This window comes from Streptomyces sp. NBC_00569 (genome assembly GCF_036345255.1).
In the GTDB taxonomy this organism is placed as follows: Bacteria; Actinomycetota; Actinomycetes; order Streptomycetales; family Streptomycetaceae; genus Streptomyces.
This window is the reverse complement of record NZ_CP107783.1, coordinates 6,463,700-6,478,598: the sequence shown is the minus strand read 5'-3', so window position 1 is coordinate 6,478,598 and position 14,899 is coordinate 6,463,700. Positions and strand designations below refer to the sequence as shown.

General features: G+C 71.7%; 12 protein-coding genes. 4 read left to right on the top strand and 8 right to left on the bottom strand.

What is annotated here, in order from left to right; genetic code table 11:
• Positions 1 to 153: 153 nt before the first annotated feature.
• A complete protein-coding gene (locus OHO83_RS29160) occupies positions 154 to 609 on the bottom strand; it encodes an NUDIX hydrolase (protein WP_266670554.1) in 456 nt (151 codons plus the stop codon).
• Between the two features lie 276 nt (positions 610 to 885).
• Here OHO83_RS29160 and OHO83_RS29155 point away from each other — a divergent pair, with 276 nt between their 5' ends.
• Entirely contained in the window at positions 886 to 4,200 is a 3,315-nt protein-coding gene (locus OHO83_RS29155) for a S8 family serine peptidase (RefSeq protein WP_266670556.1), read from the top strand.
• Between the two features lie 119 nt (positions 4,201 to 4,319).
• Here the strand turns inward: OHO83_RS29155 and OHO83_RS29150 are convergent, their stop codons facing one another.
• The gene (locus OHO83_RS29150) at positions 4,320 to 5,039 is read right to left on the bottom strand and encodes a hypothetical protein (RefSeq protein ID WP_266670558.1); all 720 of its coding nucleotides are present in this window, start codon (positions 5,037 to 5,039) and stop codon (positions 4,320 to 4,322) included.
• 1 nt (position 5,040) lies between these two features.
• The gene (locus OHO83_RS29145) at positions 5,041 to 5,562 is read right to left on the bottom strand and encodes a sigma-70 family RNA polymerase sigma factor (protein WP_227294681.1); all 522 of its coding nucleotides are present in this window, start codon (positions 5,560 to 5,562) and stop codon (positions 5,041 to 5,043) included.
• A gap of 195 nt (positions 5,563 to 5,757) precedes the next feature.
• Between OHO83_RS29145 and OHO83_RS29140 the strand changes: the two genes are divergently transcribed.
• Positions 5,758 to 6,774: an aspartate-semialdehyde dehydrogenase gene (locus tag OHO83_RS29140; RefSeq protein ID WP_266670561.1), complete on the top strand. Its 1,017-nt coding sequence runs from the start codon at positions 5,758 to 5,760 to the stop codon at positions 6,772 to 6,774.
• Positions 6,775 to 6,803: 29 nt separating this feature from the next.
• On the opposite strand, the gene OHO83_RS29135 is transcribed toward OHO83_RS29140, so the two are convergent.
• Positions 6,804 to 7,316: a DUF1203 domain-containing protein gene (locus OHO83_RS29135; protein ID WP_330279956.1), complete on the bottom strand. Its 513-nt coding sequence runs from the start codon at positions 7,314 to 7,316 to the stop codon at positions 6,804 to 6,806.
• 125 nt (positions 7,317 to 7,441) lie between these two features.
• Between OHO83_RS29135 and pepN the strand changes: the two genes are divergently transcribed.
• On the top strand, positions 7,442 to 10,036 hold the full coding sequence (gene pepN, locus OHO83_RS29130; protein WP_330279955.1) for an aminopeptidase N: 2,595 nt from the start codon (positions 7,442 to 7,444) through the stop codon (positions 10,034 to 10,036).
• A gap of 69 nt (positions 10,037 to 10,105) precedes the next feature.
• Here the strand turns inward: pepN and OHO83_RS29125 are convergent, their stop codons facing one another.
• Positions 10,106 to 10,975, bottom strand: a complete 870-nt coding sequence (locus OHO83_RS29125; RefSeq protein ID WP_330279954.1) for a hypothetical protein — start codon at positions 10,973 to 10,975, stop codon at positions 10,106 to 10,108.
• A 39-nt stretch (positions 10,976 to 11,014) separates the two neighbouring features.
• On the opposite strand from OHO83_RS29125, the gene OHO83_RS29120 reads away from it, so the two are divergent.
• On the top strand, positions 11,015 to 11,752 hold the full coding sequence (locus OHO83_RS29120; RefSeq protein ID WP_330279953.1) for a hypothetical protein: 738 nt from the start codon (positions 11,015 to 11,017) through the stop codon (positions 11,750 to 11,752).
• Between the two features lie 26 nt (positions 11,753 to 11,778).
• Here OHO83_RS29120 and alc read toward each other — a convergent pair whose 3' ends face one another.
• From alc to OHO83_RS29105, 3 genes are all read right to left on the bottom strand, one after another.
• Positions 11,779 to 12,927, bottom strand: coding sequence for an allantoicase (gene alc / locus OHO83_RS29115; protein WP_266670569.1), 1,149 nt, complete (start codon positions 12,925 to 12,927; stop codon positions 11,779 to 11,781).
• A 90-nt stretch (positions 12,928 to 13,017) separates the two neighbouring features.
• A complete protein-coding gene (locus OHO83_RS29110; RefSeq protein ID WP_330279952.1) occupies positions 13,018 to 13,923 on the bottom strand; it encodes a LysR family transcriptional regulator in 906 nt (301 codons plus the stop codon).
• 4 nt (positions 13,924 to 13,927) lie between these two features.
• Positions 13,928 to 14,893 (bottom strand): DMT family transporter, encoded by a 966-nt coding sequence (locus tag OHO83_RS29105; protein WP_330279951.1) that lies wholly within the window; start codon positions 14,891 to 14,893, stop codon positions 13,928 to 13,930.
• Positions 14,894 to 14,899: the final 6 nt, after the last annotated feature.

The window sequence follows — 14,899 nt, the reverse complement described above, 5'->3', positions numbered from 1 at the left end:
AACTACCCGCTCGTACTGGATCGTTGACATCGGGGATGACCTGCGCGTTAACGAGGCCGCAACGGGCAGCGCCGATCACGCCACGTGGATCACCGGCCACCCTGCGCGGTCACGCACGCCTCGCGTGCCGTAGAGGAGCCGGTCACTCCGTGTTCACTTTTCGGGGAAGAGGTGGCCCGACGTGGGCCTGTCGCGCCACAGTTCGAGGCCCGCGTCGACGAGTTCGACACGGGCGAGGCGGGACACGTCGTCGAGGGTGTGCCAGGCGGCCATGTCGGTGGAGCCGTTCACCTCGTGGCGCAGTTCGCCGCCGGCGATGCGGCCCTCGTAGACGAGGCGCAGTCCGTGGAAGTCGGCGACGGCGCCCAGTTTGCGCGGGTAGCGGCGCAGGACGGAGTGGACGCCGAGCAGGGTGACGGGCTCGACCGCGTAGCCGGTCTCCTCGTCGAGCTCGCGGATCACGGTGTCGTACGGGTCCTCGCCGTGGTCCATGCCGCCTCCCGGCAGCGTCCAGCGTCTGGTGCCGTCGCCGGCCACCCAGCGGGCGAGCAGCACCTGCCCGTCCCGTACGCAGACTGCGTAGGCCGCGACCCTCAGTTCCCTGTGCACACGGTGACGTTATGCGGTCCGCGGCGGGTCGGGGTGGTGAACGTGCGGGTCGGCGACGCGGCGGGCGGGGCCTCTCGCGGTGCGCGTGCACCGTGCCCCGCTGTGCGCGTTTCCCCGTATGCGGCGCTTTGTCCGCGATGACGTATGGCGGAAGTACGCCATGACCTGATCACGTCACGGGCAACTCTCCCCAAACAGGCGTCACTTACGTAAAGCTGACCGGTCATCCGGCACCGAATTCCGGACCCTTTCCGACCTTTACGTACAGGGATGCTGATGACCCTCGATCCCCAGCGCGCACCGATATCCGGAGCGAGACGGGCGGCCCGGCTCGCGGCCGCCGCCGGCCTCGTCGCAGCGCTCACCGCAGCCGGGCCGATACCCCTGGCCTACTCCGCGGACGGGCACACCACTCCGTCGACCGACGCACCCGTCAAGTCGGCCGGTGACAAGCTCGGTTCGTCCGACGCGCAGCTCCTCGACCAGGCCGAGGCGGCCGGCGAGAAGAACGTGACCATGATGGTCGCGACCACGCCCGGCTCGACCGAGCAGGTCGCGCACCAGCTCGACGCCGTCAAGGGCGGCTCCGTCGGCCGGACCTACGACAAGCTCGGCTACGTCCGCGCCACCGTGCCGACCGCCAAGGCGGACGCCGCTATCAAGGCGGCCGAGAAGCTCTCCTCCGTGCAGGGCATCGACCTGCGCCAAGAGATCGAGCTCGACGACCCGACGCCTGCCGGCGACACCGCCAAGGGCTCGCAGGGCGCCTCCGGCTCGTACGCCGCGCCCGGCAAGGGCACCCCGGCGAAGAACCCGTACAACCCGTCCTTCGAGACGGGCGCCGTCGACTTCGTGAAGGACAACCCGAAGGCCGACGGCCGCGGCGTCACGATCGGCATCCTCGACTCCGGTGTGGACCTCGGCCACCCGGCGCTCCAGAAGACCACCACCGGCGAGCGCAAGATCGTCGACTGGGTCACCTCGACCGACCCGATCGTCGACGGCGACGCCACCTGGCGCGCGATGGTCACCCCCGTGGCCGGCCCGACGTTCACCTACGGCGGGCGCACCTTCAAGGCCGCCGCCGGCGCGTACCAGGTCTCGACGTTCAAGGAGTCCGCCACCACGGGCGGCGACGCCAAGGGCGACCTGAACCGCGACGGCGACACCACCGACTCCTGGGCCGTCCTCTACGACGCCAAGGCCGGCACGGTCACCGTCGACCTGAACGACAACGCCGACTTCACCGACGACACCCCGATGAAGCCGTACAAGGACGGCTACCAGATCGGGTACTTCGGCAAGGACAACCCGGCGACCGACGTCGTCGAGCGCATCCCGTTCGTCGTGGAGATCCGCAAGGACGTCCCGATGGACCCGTACGGCGGCGACTGGGTCGGCAAGAAGGCCGACTTCGTCAACATCGGCGTCATCGAGTCCGAGCACGGCACGCACGTCGCGGGCATCACCTCCGCCAACGGCCTGTTCGGCGGGAAGATGAGCGGTGCCGCGCCCGGCGCGAAGATCGTCTCCTCGCGCGCCTGCACCTGGTCCGGCGGCTGCACCAACGTCGCGCTCACCGAGGGCATGGTCGACCTCGTCACCAAGCGCGGCGTCGACATCGTCAACATGTCGATCGGCGGCCTGCCCGCCCTCAACGACGGCAACAACGCCCGCTCGCTGCTCTACAAGCGCCTCATCGACACCTACGGCGTCCAGCTCGTGATCTCCGCGGGCAACTCCGGCCCCGGCGCCAACACCATCGGCGACCCCGGCCTCGCCGACAAGGTCATCTCCGTCGGCGCGTCCATCTCCAAGGAGACCTGGGCCGCCAACTACGGCTCCGGCGTGACGAAGCGCTACGCCATGATGCCGTTCTCGTCGCGCGGCCCGCGTGAGGACGGCGGCTTCACGCCGACCATCACCGCGCCCGGCGCCGCGATCAACACGACGCAGACCTGGCTGCCGGGCTCCCCGGTCGCCGAGGCGGGCTACTCCCTGCCGGCCGGCTACTCGATGCTCCAGGGCACCTCGATGGCCTCCCCGCAGGCCGCGGGCGCCTCGGCCCTGCTGCTCTCCGCCGCCAAGCAGAAGCACATCGCGCTCACCCCGGCGAAGCTGCGCACGGCGCTCACCTCGACCGCGAAGCACATCAGCGGCGAGCAGGCGTACGCCGAGGGCTCCGGTCTCATCGACATCGTCGACGCGTGGAAGTCCATCAAGCGCGGCGCGGACGCCCACGCCTACACGGTGAAGGCCCCGGTCGACACCGCGATCGACTACGCGCTCCTGGACCCGGGCTTCGGCACCGGCATCTACGACCGCGAAGGCGGCCTCAAGGCCGGCCAGAAGAAGACCTACGACGTCACCGTCACGCGGACGTCGGGCCCGGACCGTGCGGTCCGCCACGAGCTGTCCCTCAAGAACAACTCGGGCTCCACGTTCCGCATCGTCGGCGACGACACCGTCTCGCTGCCGCTGAACAAGCCGGTCACCGTCAAGGTGCAGGCCGCGCCGAAGAGCGCCGGTCTGCGCAGCGCCATCCTGGAGGTGGACGACCCGCGCACCGAGGGCGTCGACCAGCAGGTCATGGCGACCGTCGTCGTCGCGACGCCGCTCGCGAAGCCGTCGTACACGTTCTCGGACTCCGGCTCCGTGCAGCGCAACAGCACGAAGTCGTACTTCCTGACGGTCCCCGAGGGCGCGAAGTCCCTCGAGGTCGCGATGAGCGGTCTGAAGGACAAGAGCCAGACCCGCTTCATCTCGATCCACCCGTACGGCGTCCCGGTGGACGACACGTCGACGCCGAGCTGCTACCCGAACTACAACCCGGACAACGTCTGCCGCCCCGACCTGCGTTCGTACGCGGACCCGCAGGCCGGTGTCTGGGAGATCGAGGTCGAGGCGCGCCGTACGTCGCCGCAGCTCGACAACCCGTACAAGCTGGACGTCGCCGTGCTCGGCGCGGCCTTCGACCCGGCCGTGCAGACCGTCCCCGAGGCCAAGGTCGGCACCCCGGCCGCCGTCTCGTGGAAGGTGACGAACAAGTTCGCCGCGCTCGACGGCAAGCTGAAGGGCGGTCCGCTCGGCTCGTCCAAGACGGCGCGTCCGTCCGTCAAGGAGGGTGAGACGCAGACCTCCACGGTCGTCGTCCCCGCGGGCGCCGAGCGTCTGGACGTCGCCATCGGCGGCGTCTCCGACAACGCCGCCGACCTGGACCTGACGGTCTACGACCAGGACGGCAACCAGGTCGCCCAGTCCGCCGACGGCGACTCCGAGGAGGCCGTCAGCATCAGCAAGCCGGCCGCCGGCACCTACACGGTCGAGGTCGTGGGCTACTCCGTCCCGTCCGGTTCGACGGAGTACGACTACCGCGACGTGTTCTTCTCCCCGACGCTCGGCCAGGTCAAGGTCGACGAGGCGAAGTCCGTGAAGCTCGGCAACGGTGACTCGACCCAGGTCACCGCCGAGGTCGTCGCCGCGGCGGCCGCGCCGGAGGGCCGCGAGTTCTTCGGCGAGGTGCAGCTCCTGAACGGGCGCGGCACGGTCGCCGGGCTCGGCAGCGTGAAGATCGAGAAGGTCACGCCGTAACGGTGACCCGGTAGTCCGGTAACGGCAAAGGGCGGGCGTCCTGAGGGACGCCCGCCCTTTGCCGTTCCCTGTGCCGTTCCCCTTTGCGGCCCCCGTCGCCGTCCCGTCGGAACGAGCCGTCACACGCCCGGGCCGGGGGCCTTCGAGCAGGTCAGGGCGCGGGAGCCGGGCAGTGCGTTGACGACCATGTCGCGCAGGGACGCGCGGTCCGCCGCCTTCACTGCCCAGTTGTCCGGGAACTCCTCGCCCTTGGGAATGCTGATCAGCGTGCGGTCGCCCGGCTTCAGGCGCGGGTCGACGTCGTGATCCATCCGGAAGGTGACCTTCTCCGGTCCCTCGGCGGGCTTGTAGTAGCGGGTCGCGGTCAGCGTGATCGTGTCGCGTTCCGCGCCGGGCACGGGCTCGACCTTGACGACCGTGCCCTCGACGATGAGCCGCGAGCACGCCACGAAGCCCTCCGGCGTCACGTCCGCGCCCTGCTTCCCGCTGTCCGCGGCCCCACCGTGGTCCGCCGCGGACTTGTTGTCGGCGCCGCCGCCGGGAGCGACGGCACCCAGCCACACCAGCCCGCCGAGCAGCGTGGCCGCGCAGGCGGCGGCGAGCGCCCCGAAGGCTACGGCGAGGGGCCTGCGGCGGGGCCGCCGGGCGGCCACCGGCGCGGGGCGCGGCAGCGCCCGCGCGGCGAGCGCGTCCCCGATCCCCCGCACCTGCTCCGCGAGCAGCGCGACATCGGCCTGCGCCGCCGCGTGCGCGGCGACCGTCTCGGGGTCGGCCGCGTCCTGCGGGAGCAGCGGTTCCCCGGTGAGCGCCGTCATCAGCGCGCGGTCCTCGTGCTCCATGTCACACCACCTCCCCTTCGCGCAGCCGCGCCCGCAGCATCCGTACCGCCGTGTGCAGCCTGCTCTTGACCGTGCCCTCCGGGATGCCCAGCTCCTCGGCTATCGCCCGTACCGGGAGATCCGCGTAGAAGCGCAGCACGACGACCTGGCGCTGGGTGTCCGGCAGCTCGTCCAGGCCCTGCGCCACCGCCAGCGACAGGACGCGCGACTCGGCGCCGTCCTGCGCGGGCTGTTCCTGGCGCAGCGAGGCGAGGCGCTCTCCGAGCCGTTCCTGGCGGCGGCGCGCCCGGTGCCAGTCCATCGCCAGGTTCGAGGCGACGACGGCGGCCCACGCCGACACGTCGCGCGGTGCCTCGTCGCCCCGCGCGGCCCGTTCCAGCAGCCGCAGCCGCACCTGCTGCACGCCGTCCTGAAGGTCGCCGTGCGGCACCCCGCCCAGCGACAGGACGGCCCGCACCCGGTCCTCCTGTGCGGCATCCAGCGGATCGGCCGCCTCCGCGCGGCGCGTTCTTCTGCGCAGCAATGCCCCTCCCCTCCCCCTGGCTCTCCCGCGTTTCCCCTAGGACGCCGGGACCGGGCGAAACGTTCGCACCGTGAGACAGGGATGAATGTGGCGTCCCGCACCCCGGACAATGGATTGGACAAGGCGGCCGGGGACAGACGCATCATGGAGCGGCACCCCCGCTGTTCTGTTCGTGTACGTACGGAGGAAAACCCTGTGAAGGTCGGAATCGTCGGAGCCACCGGTCAGGTCGGCACGGTCGTGCGCAAGATCCTCGTCGAGCGGGACTTCCCGGTCGACGAGCTGCGCCTGTTCGCCTCGGCCCGCTCGGCCGGGACGGTCATCGACGGTGTGACGGTGGAGGACGCCTCGACGGCCGACTACACGGGCCTCGACATCGTCATCTTCTCCGCCGGTGGAAGCACCTCCAAGGCGCTCGCCGAGAAGGTCGCGGCCCAGGGCGCGGTCGTGATCGACAACTCGTCGGCCTGGCGCAAGGACCCCGAGGTCCCGCTGGTCGTCTCCGAGGTCAACCCGCACGCGATCGCGGACCGCCCCAAGGGCATCATCGCCAACCCGAACTGCACGACGATGGCCGCGATGCCGGTCCTTCGTCCGCTGCACGAGGAGGCCGGCCTCGAAGCGCTGGTCGTCGCCACCTACCAGGCGGTCTCCGGCTCGGGCCTCGCGGGCGTCGCCGAGCTGCATGGCCAGGCGCAGAAGGTCGTCGCCGAGGCGGACAAGCTCACGCACGACGGCTCCGCCGTCGAGTTCCCCGAGCCCCAGGTCTACAAGCGGCCCATCGCGTTCAACGTGCTGCCGCTGGCCGGCTCCATCGTCGACGACGGTCTGAACGAGACGGACGAGGAGCAGAAGCTCCGCAACGAGTCCCGCAAGATCCTCGAGATCCCGGGCCTCAAGGTCTCCGGCACCTGCGTGCGCGTGCCGGTCTTCTCGGGCCACTCGCTCCAGATCAACGCCCGCTTCGCCCGTCCGCTCTCCGTCGAGCGCGCCACGGAGCTCCTCGCGGGCGCCCCCGGCGTCGCGCTCTCCGAGATCCCCACGCCGCTCCAGGCCGCGGGCCAGGACGCCTCGTACGTGGGCCGCATCCGCGGTGACGAGACCGTGGAGAACGGTCTGTCGCTGTTCGTCTCGAACGACAACCTCCGCAAGGGCGCCGCGCTGAACGCGGTGCAGATCGCGGAGCTGGTGGCGGCCGAGCTCAAGGGCTGACGCCCGGCCGCCGCGGACGCGCGGCGGTTCTACCGCGGCCTGCGCACCTCGAACTGGAAGCAGCCGTATTCGAGGGCCCGCACGTGGACGAGCGCCACGTGCGGGTCGCCGAACGCCTCGGCGAACGCCGCGTCGAAGCCGGCCGTTGCGTCCTCGGGGATCTCCAGGAGGCGTCCGCCGACGATGTGCCCCTCGGCGTCGTAGCGGCGCACGGTGCGCAGGGCGCCGGGCCGGTCGAAGGGGTAGCCGGCGGCGTCCGCGGCCGGTCCGCCGCAGTCGTCGGCGTGGATGAAGACCGGGCCCTGCTCGTCGTACGCGCCCGGGTGCGCGCCCGTGGCCTCGCTCCAGCGGCGCAGCGGCGCGTACGAGACGAGCGCGATCCGCTCGCCGGGCTCGACGGAGCGCAGACAGCAGCGCAGCGGGGATCCGACGGCCGCGTCGTCGGTGGCGGTGAACGCGACGCAGGGGCGGCCCGCGTCGTCGGTGTCCCGCAGCTCCTTGAGAGCGGCCGGTGCGATGGGCTGTGCGGTGTACGTGGTCATGTACTCCAGGCTCGTCCCGCGCGCGCGGGACCACCGGCGGAAAACGGACATCGCGCTCTCCGCTTCCCTCGTGGAAGGATGACCGGAAACGTCAAAAACGTAGACCGGATCTAGGAGATGACCGCGTGCCTGGCACCAATCTGACCCGTGAAGAGGCGCAGCAGCGGGCGAAACTGCTCGATGTCGAGTCGTACGAGATCGAGCTGGACCTCTCGGGAGCGCAGGAGGGCGGCACCTACCGGTCCGTGACCGGCGTGCGGTTCGAGAGCGCCGAGGCGGGCGCGCACACGTTCATCGACCTGGTCGCCCCGGCGGTCCACGAGGTCGTCCTGAACGGGCACTCGCTCGATGTCGCCGCCGTGTTCCGCGACTCGCGGATCGAGCTCAAGCACCTGAAGGCGGGGGCGAACGAGCTGCGGGTCGTCGCCGACTGCGCGTACACCAACACGGGTGAGGGTCTGCACCGCTTCGTCGACCCGGTCGACCAGCAGGCCTATCTGTACACGCAGTTCGAGGTGCCGGACGCGCGCCGCGTCTTCGCCTCCTTCGAGCAGCCGGACCTCAAGGCGACCTTCCAGTTCACCGTGAAGGCACCGGCGGGCTGGACGGTCGTCTCCAACTCCGCCACCCCGGAGCCGAAGGGTCCCGACGGGACTGTCTGGCACTTCGAGCCGACGCCGCGCATCTCCACGTACATCACGGCCCTGATCGTCGGCCCGTACCACGCGGTGCACTCCTCGTACGAGGGCGCGGACGGGCAGTCCGTGCCGCTCGGCATCTACTGCCGGCCCTCGCTCGCCGAGTTCCTCGACTCGGACGCGATCTTCGAGGTCACGCGGCAGGGCTTCGACTGGTTCCAGGAGAAGTTCGACTACGCGTACCCGTTCGACAAGTACGACCAGCTCTTCGTGCCGGAGTTCAACGCGGGGGCGATGGAGAACGCGGGCGCGGTCACCATCCGCGACCAGTACGTGTTCCGTTCGAAGGTGACGGACGCGGCGTACGAGGTGCGTGCGGAGACGATCCTGCACGAGCTGGCCCACATGTGGTTCGGCGACCTCGTGACGATGGAGTGGTGGAACGACCTCTGGCTGAACGAGTCGTTCGCCACGTACACGTCCATCGCCTGCCAGGCGTACGCCCCCGGCAGCCGCTGGCCGCACTCGTGGACGACGTTCGCCAACTCCATGAAGACGTGGGCGTACCGGCAGGACCAGCTGCCCTCGACGCACCCGATCATGGCCGAGATCCGCGACCTCGACGACGTCCTCGTCAACTTCGACGGCATCACGTACGCCAAGGGCGCCAGCGTCCTCAAGCAGCTCGTCGCGTACGTCGGCATGGACGAGTTCTTCCAGGGCGTGCAGGCGTACTTCAAGCGCCACGCGTTCGGGAACACGCGCCTGTCCGACCTGCTCGGCGCGCTGGAGGAGACCAGCGGGCGCGACCTGACGGCGTGGGCGAAGGCCTGGCTCCAGACGGCCGGCATCAACGTCCTGCGCCCGGAGATCGAGACGGACGCGAACGGCGTCATCACGTCCTTCGCCATCCGGCAGGAGGCGCCCGCGCTCCCCGCCGGCGCCAAGGGCGAGCCGACGCTGCGCCCGCACCGCATCGCGATCGGTCTGTACGACCTGTCCGCTCCGGGCGCCGGCGCCGCGGGCGGCAAGCTCGTACGCGTCGACCGCATCGAGCTGGACGTCACGGCCACCGAGCTGACCCAGGTCCCGCAGCTCGCCGGCAAGCGCCGCCCGGCCGTGATCCTCCTCAACGACGACGACCTGTCGTACGCGAAGGTCCGCCTGGACGAGGAGTCGCTCGCGTTCGTCACCGAGCACCTCGGCGACTTCGAGTCCTCCCTGCCGCGCGCCCTGTGCTGGGCGTCGGCGTGGGACATGACGCGCGACGCCGAACTGCCCACCAGCGCCTACCTGGAGCTGGTCCTGTCGGGCATCGGCAAGGAGACGGACATCGGCGTCGTGCAGTCCCTGCACCGCCAGGTGAAGCTGGCCATCGACCTGTACTCGGCCCCTGTGGGACGCGACGCGGCGCTGACGACCTGGACCGAGGCGACGCTGGCGCACCTGCGGGCAGCGGAGGCGGGCAGCGACCACCAGCTGGCGTGGGCCCGCGCGTTCGCGGCGACGGCCCGCACACCGGAGCAGCTCGACGTGCTCGAGGCGCTCCTCGAAGGAACGCAGACCGTCGAGGGCCTGGCCGTCGACACGGAGCTGCGCTGGGCGTTCGTGGAGCGGCTCGCGGCGGTCGGCCGCTACGACGAGGCGGAGATCGTGGCGGAGTACGAGCGGGACCGGACCGCGGCGGGCGAGCGCCACGCGGCGACGGCCCGCGCGGCGCGCCCCACCGCCGAGGCGAAGGCGGAGGCCTGGGCGTCGGTCGTCGAGTCCGACAAGCTCCCGAACGCGGTCCAGGAGGCGGTCATCGCCGGCTTCGTCCAGACCGACCAGCGCGAGCTGCTCGCCCCGTACACGGAGAAGTACTTCGCCGCGGTCAAGGACGTGTGGGAGTCCCGCTCCCACGAGATGGCCCAGCAGGTGGCGGTCGGCCTCTACCCGGCGATCCAGGTCTCGCAGTCCACCCTGGACGCGACGGACACCTGGCTCACGGCAGCCGAACCGAACGCGGCCCTGCGCCGCCTGGTCTCGGAATCCCGAGCGGGCGTGGAGCGCGCGCTGCGGGCGCAGGGGGCTGACGCGTAGTACGTCACCACCTGGTCCAGGAGGGGCGCCCCGCCGCGTGCGGGGCGCCCCTCCTCCTTTGCCGCGTCCTCAGGCCGCCGCCCGGGCGACCCCCAGCATGGTCTGCGTGTGCAGGTTCGTCTGCGCAGTCAGCGGCACCCAGCGGGGCTCGTACTGCCGCTCCATGTCCTGGCACCAGTCACCGACCAGGCCGTCGAGCCGGGTCGCGACGGCCGCGTCCGCGGGGGCCGGCCGCTCACCGAGGGCGCCGCGCAGCATGGCCGCGGCGCGCAGCGGGGTGCGGCGTGCGGAGATGCCGAGGGAGACGGAGTTGCCGACGGTGGCGGCGAGGTCGGCGGCACCGAGTTCGCGCGCGTCGTACGACGTCCAGGTGTCGACGATGCCCGGGGCGACCTCGATGAGTTCCTTGGCTGCGGCAAGGAAGGGCAGCCGCTCTTCGGGCACCCGGGAGGTGCACTCCCCGAGTACCGCTTCGAGCTGCTTGGTCCGGCTCAGCAACAGCTCGCCGAGCCGGGCGAGTTCACGCTCACGGGTGCCGGCCGTGGGGCGCGCGTCACTCACCGCGGGCACGGCCCAGTACGGCGTCTCGACGACGGCGGAGACCGTCCCGTGCCGCATGGCGTACGTCCAGGTGGCCTCGGACGTGAAACCCGTCGGATCGCGTTCGTCGGCGGCCTGTGCCCCGGGCAGCACGAGCACGCCGGGGGCGTCGACGTACCAGCCCATGCCGTCGAACGGGCGCAGCTCGAGAGGGATGCGCTGACGGGCAGCCACCCCACGGAAAACCTCTGCCGCACCGGGGACCTGGCGCGTCAACTGCAGGAAGGAACCGCCGACTTCGACGCCGTGCAGCGAGAACTGGACGGCGGGACGCAGCTCGTCGATGAGCCGCACCAGGGCCTGCGACTCGGGCATCGGGTCCCGGCCCTCGCCCGTCACGGGAAGGAACTCCGGCTGACTCGTGACCTGGTCATCGGCATGAGCGCCGCCGCGGGCTGGACGCTGCTCCTGGTGCACGAGTGCGCCCATCTGTTGGTGGCTCGGGCCACCGGTGTGCCCGGCCGGATGCGGCTGGGCACACGGTTGCAGTTCCTCGTGGTGCAGACGGACATCAGCGGTATCGAACTCGCGCCCCGGCGGCACCGGCTGACCGCCTATCTGGCCGGTATCGCCACCAATCTGGCCGTTGCCGCGACGGGGGTCCTGGCCGCCTCCCTCGCGGATCCGGGCACGACGCTCCACCGGTTGCTCTCCGCGCTGACGCTGCTGGCCCTGCTGCCGCTTCCCTTCCAGCTCCTGGTCTTCCTGCGCACCGACCTGTACTTCGTACTCCAGGACCTCACCCGGTGCCGGGACCTTTTCGGCGACGGGGCCGCTTACGCTCAGTACGCGGCGCGGCGGCTCGTGGGCGTCGCGCACCGCACCCTGCCGGACCCGGAGGATCCCAGCAGGGGACTCCCCGATCACGAGCGCCGGGCCGTACGCACGTACAGCGTGGTGCTGGTCCTGGGCACAACACTGTGTCTTCTGTTCCTCGCGGCGGTCACCCTGCCTGCCGACGTGACCCTTTTCGCCCGGGCAGTCAGCGGCCTGGGACCCGATCACTCATGGACGCGGAACCTCGACGCCACGGCGGTCATTGCCGCACTCGGCGGGATGCACCTCCTGTGGCTGCGCACCTGGTGGCGCCGGCGCCGTACGACGCGGCGGAGCTGATCGCGCGCCCCGCCGCCGGTCGTCCGTCAGGCCTCGGTGTGGCCGTAGCGCTCCCGCAGGGCGTCACGGCCCGTTTCCGTGAGGGAGCCGTGCAGGCGCATGCGGGCGACGCCGCCGTCCGGGAAGGCGTCGAGGCGTACGTGGGTGGCCACGGCCTGGGCGGGGAGCTTGAAGCGGTGGAGGGTGTCGGGCTGGAGGCGGGTGCGGGGGATGATGTCGAACCATTCGCCCGTGTCGCCGTTGCGGCCGCTCAGGGCGATCCAGCCGGCCGAGTTCCCCTTCAGGTACGCCGTGTCGATCTCCACCGCGCGGATCGCGCCCTGCGCGGCGAGGCGGAACCGTACCCAGTCGTTCGTGCCGTGCACCCGGCGCCTGCGGTTCTCCCAGCCGTCGTCCATCTTGCGGGACGTGCCGGGCAGGATGATCTGCGTGGGCGACGAGTAGAACTTGTCCGACGCGTCCTCGTACGTACCGCCGTTGAGGACCGAGATCAGGTCGAACGTGCCGAGCAGGTCGAGCCACTCGGGGTCAGGGACCACCTCGCCGTGCACGCGCAGGCGGGCCACGCCGCCGTCGGGGTGCTGGCAGAGGCGGAGGTGGGTGTAGCGGCGCTCCGAGGTGATCGTGAAGCCGTTCGCCGCGTGGCCGCGTACCGGGGTCGGCGCGATCAGCTCCTCCCACTTCACGTCGGCGGCGAGCAGGTCCTCGGGGCTCGGGGAGCCCTCCACGCACGCCGCCTGGACGCTGACGCGCTGCGGGTAGTTGCCGCGGAAGTGAGCGGTGTCCACGACGATGCCGCGGATCACGCCGGGCGCGCCGAGCCGGACGATCGCCCAGTCGTGGTCCTCGGGCGCGGGGAAGGGGGAATCGGCGGTGCCGCGGCGGCGGCGGGTCTCCCAGCCGTCCATGATCTTGCCCTTGTGCCCGAAGTGCTCCGGGTCGAACACCGCGGGCTCGCGGACGAGGAGGTTCTCGCGCTGGGCGAAGAACTCGTCGTTCGCGGCGATGACTCCCGCGCCCAGGCGCCGGTCGGCGAGGTCCACCAGCTCCGCGTAGCTCTCGGTGTCGCCGAAGTGGCGGTAGTCGGCGTACGGGTCGCCGCCGGAGTACGGGGCGGCGTCGTTGGCGTGGGGGTCCTCGGGGGCTTCGAGCGGCGTGGCGTCGGATGTCGTCATACGTCCACTGTCGGACCCGCCGAGCCCTTAGGTCCATCGAAACTTTTCGACATGTACGTTCAGGTGAACTGAATGGTCGGTCCCGGGGCGTCAGCGCTCCGCCGCGGCGTCCCTCAGGGCTTCCAGCACCCGGGACACCGCCGGCGCCTCCTCCGACCCGCTGCGTACCGCCGCCACCACGTGCCTGACCGGGCGGTCCTCACCCAGCGCGCACATCACGACGCCCTCCCGGCCCGCCGCCGCCATGCGCGGGACCAGGGCGATGCCCATCCCCGCCTCGACCATCGCCAGGATCGCCGTCCAGCCGGCCGCGCTGTGCGCCTGCTCCGGCACGAACCCGGCGGCCTCGCACGCGGCCCGCGTGATCTCCGACCAGGGTCCCGAACCGCCGAAGATCCAGTGCTCGCCGGCCAGCTCGGCCAGGCGGGGGCCCGCCGCCCCCGCCAGCGGGTGCCCGGCCGGCAGGGCCACGTCGAGCGGGTCGGCGAGCAGCGGCACGCGCGTGAACTTGGGGTCGCGCGCGGTGGGCGCGTGCGCGGCGAGCGACAGGGCCAGGTCCACGTCACCGGCCGAGAGCAGCTCGTACGCCTCCGCCGCCTCCGCCTCGCGCACCCGGACCGCGATCCCGGGGTGGGTGGTGCGCAGCGCGCGTACGGCGGGCACCACCAGGGCGGGCACGGCGGTGGAGAACGCGGCGACCCGCACCTCCCCGGACTCGCCCTGCAGATAGGCGTCCAACTCCGCGTCGGCGCGCTCCAGTTGGGCGAACACGGCTTCGGCGTGCCGCAGGACGAGATGGGCGGCGTCGGTGAGGCGTACGCGCCGTCCGTGCGCCTCCAGGAGCGGCACGCCGAGCTGTCTGGCCAGGTTGGACAGCTGCTGCGACACGGCCGACGGGGTCATGAGCAGCGCCTGCGCGGTGGCCGTGACGGTCCCCCGGTCCCGCAGGGCCCGCAGGATCGCGAGCTTCTTGATGTCCCAGTCGGTGGCGCGCATGGGGTCAACGTATCCGGGACCCGCCCCGGGTCGCGGAGCCGAGGGCCACCCCCGCCAGGATCAGCGCCATGCACGCGATCTGCAGGCGGCCCATCGCCTCACCGAGGACCGCGTAGGAGAGCAGGGCCACGCACACCGGCTGGAGGTAGTAGATGACCCCGGCGCGGGCCGCGCCGATCTGGGCGATCGCCTTGTTCCAGGCGAAGAACGCTACGGCGGACGACACCACGCCCACGTACAGCAGGGGCGAGACGGTCGCCGCCGTCGGCTCGAAGCCGCCCTGCACGGCGAGGCTGACGAGGAACACCGGCAGCAGCATCAGCGCGCCGAGCACGAACGTCGCGAAGAGGAACGCGGGCCCGCCGATCTCCGCCGGCCGGCGCCGCAGCAGCGCGCTGTACGAGCCGAAGCAGACCGCCGCGGCGACCACCCACAGGTCGCCCGCCGTGAAGTCCGGCGCCAGGGAGCCCTTGCCGACCAGGAGCAGCACACCCGCGCACGCCACGACCGTGCCCGTCACCCGGCGGGCCCCGAGCCGCGCGCCGCCGAGGCGTTCGTACGCCGCCATCAGGACCGGCGACGCGGCCATGATCATGCCCATGTTCCCGGCGGACGTCGTCATCGCCGCCTGGTTGACGAGGGTGTTGTAGACGGTCACACCGAGCAGCGCGGCGAGCAGCAGGAAGCGCAGGTGGGTGCGGAGCAGCGCCCGCTGCCGCCAGGCGGAGCGCGCCGCGAACGGCGCCACCGCGGCGATCGCGATGATCCAGCGCCAGAACGCGTGCTGGATCGGGGGAACGCTGTCGTGCAGCGCCCGGGAGGTGACGAAGCTGCCCGACCAGACCACCGTGGCGAGTACCGCGAGCGCGAGGCCGGTGCCGAGCCCGTTGCCCGCGCGACGCCCTCCCGCCCCCGCGCCCCCCGCTGCGACCTTCTCGGCGCCGGTGGTCGTCCGGTCCAGGACTGCCATCCCGTA

Bases quoted from the DNA above. Each gene is read 5' to 3' on its own strand.
- OHO83_RS29155 (WP_266670556.1), top strand. From the start codon at position 886: ATGACCCTCGATCCCCAGCGCGCACCGATATCCGGAGCGAGACGGGCG.
- OHO83_RS29150 (WP_266670558.1), bottom strand. From the start codon at position 5,039: ATGGAGCACGAGGACCGCGCGCTGATGACGGCGCTCACCGGGGAACCG.
- alc (WP_266670569.1), bottom strand. From the start codon at position 12,927: ATGACGACATCCGACGCCACGCCGCTCGAAGCCCCCGAGGACCCCCAC.
- OHO83_RS29110 (WP_330279952.1), bottom strand. From the start codon at position 13,923: ATGCGCGCCACCGACTGGGACATCAAGAAGCTCGCGATCCTGCGGGCC.
- OHO83_RS29120 (WP_330279953.1), top strand. From the start codon at position 11,015: ATGAGCGCCGCCGCGGGCTGGACGCTGCTCCTGGTGCACGAGTGCGCC.
- OHO83_RS29135 (WP_330279956.1), bottom strand. From the start codon at position 7,316: ATGACCACGTACACCGCACAGCCCATCGCACCGGCCGCTCTCAAGGAG.
- OHO83_RS29105 (WP_330279951.1), bottom strand. From the start codon at position 14,893: ATGGCAGTCCTGGACCGGACGACCACCGGCGCCGAGAAGGTCGCAGCG.